This window comes from Pseudomonas sp. HMWF021, from assembly GCF_003061005.1.
Classification (GTDB): domain Bacteria; phylum Pseudomonadota; class Gammaproteobacteria; order Pseudomonadales; family Pseudomonadaceae; genus Aquipseudomonas.
The window spans coordinates 2,882-5,229 of sequence record NZ_QAIK01000172.1; the positions used below are offsets into that span (position 1 = coordinate 2,882).

Genomic DNA, 2,348 nt, shown 5'->3' on the forward strand with positions numbered 1-2,348 from the left:
GGCGAAAAACACCTACGGCACCGGCTGCTTCCTGCTGATGAACACCGGCGACAAAGCGGTGAAATCGCAACACGGCATGCTCACCACCATCGCTTGCGGCCCGCGTGGCGAAGTGGCTTACGCCCTGGAAGGCGCGGTGTTCAACGGCGGTTCGACCGTGCAGTGGCTGCGCGATGAGCTGAAGATCATCAACGACGCCCACGACACCGAATACTTCGCCAATAAAGTGAAGGACAGCAACGGTGTTTACCTGGTGCCGGCCTTCACCGGTCTGGGCGCCCCTTACTGGGACCCGTATGCCCGTGGCGCACTGTTCGGTCTGACCCGCGGCGTGCGCGTGGATCACATCATCCGCGCCGCGCTGGAATCGATCGCCTATCAGACCCGTGACGTGCTCGACGCCATGCAACAGGACTCCGGCGAACGCCTCAAGGCCCTGCGCGTGGACGGCGGTGCGGTCGCCAACAACTTCCTCATGCAGTTCCAGGCCGACATCCTCGGCACTCAGGTCGAGCGCCCGCAAATGCGCGAAACCACAGCGCTGGGCGCGGCGTATCTGGCCGGTCTGGCGTGCGGTTTCTGGGGCAGCCTGGAAGAACTGCGCGGCAAGGCTGTGATCGAGCGTGAGTTCGAGCCAAGCCTGGACGAAGCGGCGAAAGAGAAGCTCTACAAAGGCTGGAAAAAGGCTGTCAGCCGTACCCGTGACTGGGAACGTGAGGACGCTGAATAAGCCAGTCTGAGGACTCGTAACCGTATGTAACTGGTAGGGAGCGGATTCCTGCGGCATCATGGGCAAATTTTGCACGGCAGCCCAAAGGAAGCCCCATGAATCTGCCTCCCCGTCAGCAGCAAATCCTCGAGCTGGTCCGCGAACGCGGCTATGTGAGCATCGAGGAAATGGCGACGCTGTTCGTTGTTACTCCGCAAACCATCCGCCGCGACATCAATCAGCTCGCGGAAGCCAATCTGTTGCGCCGCTACCATGGCGGCGCGGCCTATGATTCAAGCGTCGAAAACACTGCCTATGCGATGCGCGCCGACCAGATGCGCGACGAAAAACAACGCATCGGCGAAGCCATTGCCGCACAGATCCCCGATCACGCCTCGCTGTTCATCAACATCGGCACCACCACCGAATCGATTGCTCGTGCCCTGCTCAACCACAGCCACCTGAAAATCATCACCAACAACCTGAACGTCGCCTCGATGCTCAGCGCCAAGGATGATTTCGATGTGCTGCTGACCGGCGGCAACGTGCGCCGTGATGGCGGTTTGGTGGGTCAGGCGAGTGTGGACTTCATCAACCAGTTCAAGGTCGATTTCGCGCTGGTGGGTATCAGTGGCATCGACGAAGACGGCAGCCTGCTGGACTTCGATTATCAGGAAGTGCGGGTTTCCCAGGCGATCATCGCCAATGCGCGGCAGGTGATCCTGGCGGCGGACTCGAGCAAGTTCGGGCGCAATGCGATGATCCGGTTGGGGCCGATCAGCCTGATTGATTGCCTGGTGACGGATCAGCAGCCGGTGCCGGCGTTGGCGCAGTTGCTGAGCCAGCACAAGATTCGTCTGGAAGTCGTTTAACCGCTCAAAATCAAAAGATCGCAGCCTGCGGCAGCTCCTACATGGATCGATTTGACCTGTAGGAGCTGCCGCAGGCTGCGATCTTTTTGCTTTTAATGTTCGAAAATTTTCTTTTTGCCGTCCTTCGATGAGTTTTTTCAATCGAAGGCGACTGGCTGCGCGCGGCTTTATGGGCTACCATTTTCGCAAATGAACATTTATGTTCGATTTCCAAGACAGAAAATCAAAAGAGCCCGAGGCCAGCCGATGTCCACCTCTACCTTGCGTACGCCCCCTATCTCCGAGATCTACGACCTTGCCGTGATTGGCGGCGGGATCAATGGCGTGGGGATCGCAGCGGATGCCGCCGGTCGCGGTCTCTCGGTGTTCCTTTGCGAAAAGGATGACTTGGCCAGCCACACCTCGTCGGCCAGCAGCAAGCTGATCCACGGTGGCCTGCGCTACCTCGAACATTACGAATTCCGACTGGTGCGTGAAGCACTGGCCGAGCGCGAAGTGCTGCTGGCCAAGGCGCCGCACATCGTCAAGCCGATGCGCTTCGTGCTGCCGCACCGCCCGCACCTGCGTCCGGCGTGGATGATTCGCGCCGGTCTGTTCCTCTATGACAACCTCGGCAAGCGCGAAAAGCTGCCAGGTTCGAAAAGCCTGAAATTCGGCGCCGACAGCGCGCTGAAAAGCGAAATCACCAAAGGCTTCGAATACTCCGATTGCTGGGTCGATGACGCCCGCCTCGTCGTGCTCAACGCCATGGCCGCCCGGGAAAAAGG

At 59.5% G+C, this 2,348-nt stretch carries 3 protein-coding genes; all 3 read left to right on the plus strand.

What is annotated here, in order from left to right; all coding sequences use genetic code 11:
* Window positions 1–730, plus strand: a 730-nt coding sequence (locus tag DBR18_RS29895) for an FGGY-family carbohydrate kinase (protein WP_256588940.1), incomplete at its 5' end; no start/stop codon positions are given.
* A gap of 95 nt (window positions 731–825) precedes the next feature.
* Window positions 826–1,581 (plus strand): DeoR/GlpR family transcriptional regulator, encoded by a 756-nt coding sequence (locus DBR18_RS24845; RefSeq protein WP_108592300.1) that lies wholly within the window; start codon window positions 826–828, stop codon window positions 1,579–1,581.
* A 246-nt stretch (window positions 1,582–1,827) separates the two neighbouring features.
* Window positions 1,828–2,348, plus strand: a 521-nt coding sequence (locus tag DBR18_RS29900; RefSeq protein ID WP_256588943.1) for an FAD-dependent oxidoreductase, incomplete at its 3' end; no start/stop codon positions are given.